The sequence below is a fragment of the Vibrio sp. V39_P1S14PM300 genome (genome assembly GCF_009904765.1).
Classification (GTDB): domain Bacteria; phylum Pseudomonadota; class Gammaproteobacteria; order Enterobacterales; family Vibrionaceae; genus Vibrio; species Vibrio proteolyticus.
In genome coordinates this window covers 1-5,371 of record NZ_WXWP01000381.1, presented here as the reverse complement: position 1 = coordinate 5,371, position 5,371 = coordinate 1, and the positions used below count along the sequence as shown (strand labels likewise).

The window sequence follows — 5,371 nt, the reverse complement described above, 5'->3', positions numbered from 1 at the left end:
TGCTAATGTTATCTATTTATTTGTGATTAAAAAAACACCACAAATAATATTCACAAATCTAATTTGTTTACATATTAATCAATAGAGTGACAACGTTTTGACGGGTGTTGAATTTACTAAAAGTATAGATGTTTTCACTAATCTCGTTGTCATAATGAGCTATTTATTAGCGCTCTCGGAAGGGGATATTGAAAAAGGGCGATAGCTTGGTATCTTCGCGTGTCAATAAAAAAGGAAACCTTATTTTCGGCCGAGGAAAATTATAATGGCGAAGCCAATCAATATCGCTTTGGCACTCTTGATGTGTGCCGTTTCTAGCAGCGCAGTGGCAAAAGGCGAGCGTTACGGTGGTAGCGTGAGTATGCTTAGTATCGAAGGTATCGACTACGACGAAGGTACCAGTGGTGAAGCTGATGCGCTTCGCTACGGTTTGCTGCATACCCGACCAATCGATGAGAGCAATAATCGCTGGCGTTGGTGGTTAGGTTTGAACTACCTGGATGAATCTGTGGATGCACCATCAAACGGGATTTATCAGGAAGTCACCAGTTACGAGCTGCGTGTGGTACCTCAATACGCACTGGCAGACTGGGGCTGGTTTACTCCGTATGTGGGTGCTGGCCTGTCTCTGGCATACTCTCAGTACTCTAATCGTTGGGTCGTTGACGGTGAAGGCTACCGTTACGGCGAGCAACTTGACGATATCGATCAGTTTGAAGTCGGCGCCGTTGCGACACTTGGCACTGTTATCAAGCTGGGTGGCAACCCAGATGCGCATCTGCAAATCGTGCCTCAGGCATCATACATTTTACCTGTGTATAACGATGGTCTGGGTGGCGTAGAGTTCTCAGTCGCGTTGCTGTTCTAAGGAAATCGGTATGCGAACTAGTCAACTCGTTCTTTATATTGCCAAGTGCCCGGAAGAGTACACCGGCTCTAAACATATTGAGATGCCAGAAAGTGGTGGTTCAATAGGGCGGAATGCCGGGAGCACTGTTGCGCTGACGGATCACAACCGCTTCATTTCTGGTACACACTGCTTGATCAGCGTGTATGGCGATACTTACTACATCAGTGATGTCAGTACCAATGGGACCTTAGTCAACGGTAATCGTATTCTGAAAAATCAGCCAATTTCGATTCAAGAAGGCGATTCAATCGCCTTGGGACGTTACGAAATCTCAGTGGCGTTTGAACAGTTGACTAGTAACCTTGACATCGCTGCGGACATTGTACCCGATCGCGATTCCACCGACCCCTTAGTCGGTCTGGGCGAACATATCGTGCATCAAGAGCAGCAAGTCGAAAGCATCGAAGAGCTGTTTATGGAGACCAAGAGCGAGCAAGTCGACACTCATGATCCGGTCGCTCATCTTGATTTTGCCATGCAAATCGAAGATGACCATTTGATTCGCGACGAGAACACCCAGAAAGAGGTGCCAAAGTCGAATGAATACAAACGTCAGATCCCTGATGATAGTTTCAGTATTTATTCAGAGTTTGAAGCCCCTAACCTGATCCCTGAAGATTGGATGGCTGGCGAAACAACATCGCAACCTCAGCCCGCTCCTCAAGCCGCACCAGTAGAAGTGAATCCGGCACCACAGCCAGAACCACAGCCGGCTGCACCTCGTCCTCAGTCAGATATGGTGATGCAGGCTACCCAGCCTGAGGCTGCGCCATATAGGGCACCTTCAACTGAGGCGCCAGCACCAAAACCGGCGGAACCTAAGTCCAGGTCTGCGTACTGGGAAGAAGTGACTCAGCCAATTCCTGCTCAATCTAATACCGAACCTAAGCAAGAAGAACCGAAGCCGCAAACCATGGCAATGGTGCAGCATGAGCAGCAAGAACCAGCTCAAGCTACTCATGACGCGGTGCATGCTGCGTTTTTCCAGGGGTTGGGTATTTCTGATTCCAGCTTGCAGTCGGCAGATCCCAAGCTCTTTCAGCAGATGGGGGCGTGTCTGCGCTTATGCATAGATAAACTGCAGAAAGACCTGAGTGAAGTCGAAGATCTTAAACAGCAAGGGGAGCAGGAAACTCTGGCCACGAATCTGACGGAATTGATGCTGAGCCTTAATCAACAGAACCTGCTGTCTCCGAATGAGTTGATCGAACAAATGCTGGATGAACTTGACGAGCACCGCTCGCATTACAACCAAGCGGTGAGTGATGCGATTTATGCAGAAGTGTCTGATTGTGATCCAGAGCAGTTTGCCAAGAAAATCGCCGCAGAGTCTAAGTTTGTAACCCGGGGTAAGCTGTGGAGTAAGTATGAAAACTTCTACCACAACAAACGTCAGGGAATGTCGGACACCAGTGGCGCTTTTGCTCAGAAGAAAATCAAAGAACAGTATCATAAGAATTTAAAGGTGAAACATGCGTAAGTTGACGGTCGCCCTGACACTGTTTTTGTTATCGGGCTGCGCGATGTGGGAGCAGTTTAAAGAATCTTCTGGTATTACCCCGGAAACCTCCTCGATTGAACTGGTGATCGAAGCGTCGGACGTGTTGAACGTTCGAGATGGCGGCCAGCCATCGCCGGTCATTATGCGAGTACATGAACTGACTTCGCCGGTATTGTTTCGGAGTTTGGATTTCTTTGCGTTGTTTGAAAACGACAAGGCGGCACTGGGTGATGAATACATCAAACGTTATGAGTATCAGATAAAGCCAGGCGAAAAAATCCATGAGCTGATCGAGCTGGACCCTACCACTCGAGCGCTGGGTTTCTCGGTCGCGTTTCGTGACATTAATGGCTCTTCATGGCGCAAAGTGGAAGCTATCGAAGAGAAAACAGAATACTTCCTGAGACTGAAACTGGAAGGTAGCGAAATGATCTCTGATACCACGAAAGGTATCGAGCAGACTTATTTTTAAGGAAATCGAACATGTCTTTATATAATCCAGTTGTATGGCAAGATGGTATGTTCATGAAGCCACAGCATTTCCAGCAGCTCGACCGGGCTCAGGGAAAAGCGAGTGGTATGCTTAGCACATACAGTGCGCCACTGCATTGGGGAATTAAGCGTCTAGAGATCAACACGGAACTGCTGGCGCTCGGAAAAATCGGTATTACCCGTGCAGAGGGGGTTTTGCAGGATCGTACCCCATTTGAACTGCCGCTGCTGGCCGATCTACCAGAAGTAAAAGAAGTGGATCCGTCAGTCACTGACAAAGTCGTGTATTTGTGCTGCCCTTTGCCTTCAGAGCGCTCAGAATTATTCGGTACGCAACGTGATGGTGCTCGTTATTCCATGCACCCACAAGAAGCTGTGGATTCATGTTACAACAGTGAAGACATGGCTAATATCATGGTCGGGAAGCTGAATTTTTGTTTGATGTACGATCATGAAGATAAGAGTGCTTTTACCTCAATTCCGATCCTCAAGATTTCTGAAGTAAAACCAGACGGCAGTATTGTTCTGGATGAGAGTTTTATCCCGACCTGTCTGGATATCAAAGCGTCGACGGTATTGAATAAATTCGTGACCGAATTTGCCTCGATGCTGCGTCATCGCGCAGAATCCATTGTTCAGCGCCTGGGCGTGGTGGATCAGCAGGGGGTTTCATCGGTTTCTGATTTTATGTTGCTTCAGGCATTGAATCGTTATGAACCACTGTTCTGGCATTTTGCCGCGACGGAAGGGGTGCATCCGGAATCCTTGTATCGAATTCTGCTGCAGGCAGAAGGCGAATTGTCGACCTTATGTTCTTCTGCGCGTCGCCCGCAAGAGTATGTGGAATACAATCACGCTGACCTAACGGCATGCATGAGCCGTACACTGGAAAGTTCGAAGATGACCTTGAGCGTTATGTCTGAGCAGCGCGCAATTCCGTTGACGCTGAAAGAGCAGAATTACGGTATTCGCACTGCACCGATTCCGGATCAGCGAATTGTTGATTCTTCAACGTTCATCCTTGCGGTGAAAGCCGATGTTCCTCTGGATATCCTGCATACACAATTTGTAAGTCAGGTGAAGATCGGTTCTATCGACAACATCCGTCAGTTGATCAACTTGCAGTTGCCAGGCATTAGCATCAAGCCGATGCCAGTTGTGCCACGCGCCTTGCCATACCACGCCGGTTACACCTATTTCGAACTGGATCGCAACAGCGAAGAGTGGATGGCGCTGAATAATGCCGCTGCGATCGCTGTTCACGTAGCGGGTGAGTTCGCTAACCTGTCACTACAACTGTGGGCTGTGAGATTATGAGTTACGCAGATGATGATGTAACCGTTGTTCTCTTTCAGCCTGAGCCCGGCAAGCCTATGGAGGTTATGCCGGCGCCGGATCTGTCGCGTAATATTGCGGTGGATGATCTGGATATTTCCACCATGGGGGTTAACCCCTTGGTGGATCAGTTTTCGTGGCTGATTGCGAGTTTATCCTGTATGGACTCGATTCCATGGCTGGACGATCCAATGCCATTTCGCGAGCAGGTAGCACGAGAAATTCGCAAAGGTGAACGCAAGCTCAATGAGATGGAAATCGACCGGGCGACCATTCTGGTGGTGCGTTACTGTTTATGTGCTGCGGTCGACGAAGCGGTACTGGCGCAGGAGTGGGGCACCAATAGTCGTTGGAGTCAGAATAGCTTGTTGGCCGAGTTTCACAATGAGACATCGGGCGGTGATAAGTTTTTCGTTATCCTTGAGCGCCTGAAAGCAGAACCAAGAAAGTATCGCTATGTAATTGAGTTTCTGTACTTGCTGCTACAGCTTGGTTTTAAAGGTAAATTTGGCCGTGAAGAGCGTGGTAACGAGCAACTGGCGGAAATTGGCAATACTATTTATCGTCTGATTCGGGATGACCGTCTTGCGGAACAAGAGAAAGTTTCGTTGGTCAATCTTAAGGCGAAATACCTTAAGAAGCCGCTCAAGCGGGTCATCTCACCGAAAATGATACTCGGTGTGACCGCCCTAGTTTTTGCTGCCATGTACGCGGCGTCTTATCTGCTGATCGATGTTAAGTACCAGCAACTTCTGGGTGTGTACCAATAATAGCTATGGTGTTGAAAAAGCCCGCTTTAACGCGGGTTTTTCTTTGTCTAAACACTTTCCGTTTAAGGATATAGCAAAAAGCCCGCTGAAGATTCAGCGGGCTTTTTCAATAGTGGCGGAGAGATAGGGATTTGAACCCTAGATACGCTATTAACGTATGCCGGTTTTCAAGACCGGTGCTTTCAACCACTCAGCCATCTCTCCATGTGGGCGCTATGATAGGAATATCCAACAGGCTTGTAAAGCGAAGAATCGAGGTAAACGGCGCGGTTGCTCGTTAACTAGCCGATTGTCAAACTCGTGCTAAACTACTAAAAATGCTTATAAATACTAATTTTGTGACGTAAATACTCTATTCATACT

The 5,371-nt window shown here is 47.9% G+C and carries 5 protein-coding genes and 1 tRNA gene; 5 read left to right on the top strand and 1 reads right to left on the bottom strand.

The window, feature by feature from the left end:
• Window positions 1–265 precede the first annotated feature (265 nt).
• The 5 genes from CAG65_RS19850 to icmH are packed head-to-tail and all read left to right on the top strand — an operon-like array spanning window position 266 to window position 5,008.
• Window positions 266–868, top strand: a complete 603-nt coding sequence (locus CAG65_RS19850; RefSeq protein ID WP_021704984.1) for an outer membrane beta-barrel protein — start codon at window positions 266–268, stop codon at window positions 866–868.
• Between the two features lie 10 nt (window positions 869–878).
• A complete protein-coding gene (locus tag CAG65_RS19845; protein WP_161454737.1) occupies window positions 879–2,390 on the top strand; it encodes an FHA domain-containing protein in 1,512 nt (503 codons plus the stop codon).
• Window positions 2,383–2,883: a type VI secretion system lipoprotein TssJ gene (gene tssJ / locus CAG65_RS19840; protein ID WP_021704986.1), complete on the top strand. Its 501-nt coding sequence runs from the start codon at window positions 2,383–2,385 to the stop codon at window positions 2,881–2,883. Before CAG65_RS19845 ends, tssJ begins: the two co-directional genes overlap by 8 nt.
• A gap of 11 nt (window positions 2,884–2,894) precedes the next feature.
• Window positions 2,895–4,220 (top strand): type VI secretion system baseplate subunit TssK, encoded by a 1,326-nt coding sequence (gene tssK / locus CAG65_RS19835; protein ID WP_021704987.1) that lies wholly within the window; start codon window positions 2,895–2,897, stop codon window positions 4,218–4,220.
• Window positions 4,217–5,008 carry a type IVB secretion system protein IcmH/DotU gene (icmH, locus tag CAG65_RS19830; RefSeq protein WP_040902490.1) on the top strand — a complete coding sequence of 264 codons (792 nt, stop codon included), beginning with the start codon at window positions 4,217–4,219 and terminating at the stop codon, window positions 5,006–5,008. The genes tssK and icmH overlap by 4 nt, the downstream gene beginning before the upstream one ends.
• 113 nt (window positions 5,009–5,121) lie before the next feature.
• Here the strand turns inward: icmH and CAG65_RS19825 are convergent.
• Window positions 5,122–5,212 (bottom strand) — tRNA-Ser (locus CAG65_RS19825).
• Between the last annotated feature and the right edge of the window lie 159 nt (window positions 5,213–5,371).

Coding starts and splice junctions, on each gene's coding strand:
- CAG65_RS19850 (WP_021704984.1), top strand. CDS start 266: ATGGCGAAGCCAATCAATATCGCTTTGGCACTCTTGATGTGTGCCGTT.
- CAG65_RS19845 (WP_161454737.1), top strand. CDS start 879: ATGCGAACTAGTCAACTCGTTCTTTATATTGCCAAGTGCCCGGAAGAG.
- tssJ (WP_021704986.1), top strand. CDS start 2,383: ATGCGTAAGTTGACGGTCGCCCTGACACTGTTTTTGTTATCGGGCTGC.
- tssK (WP_021704987.1), top strand. CDS start 2,895: ATGTCTTTATATAATCCAGTTGTATGGCAAGATGGTATGTTCATGAAG.
- icmH (WP_040902490.1), top strand. CDS start 4,217: ATGAGTTACGCAGATGATGATGTAACCGTTGTTCTCTTTCAGCCTGAG.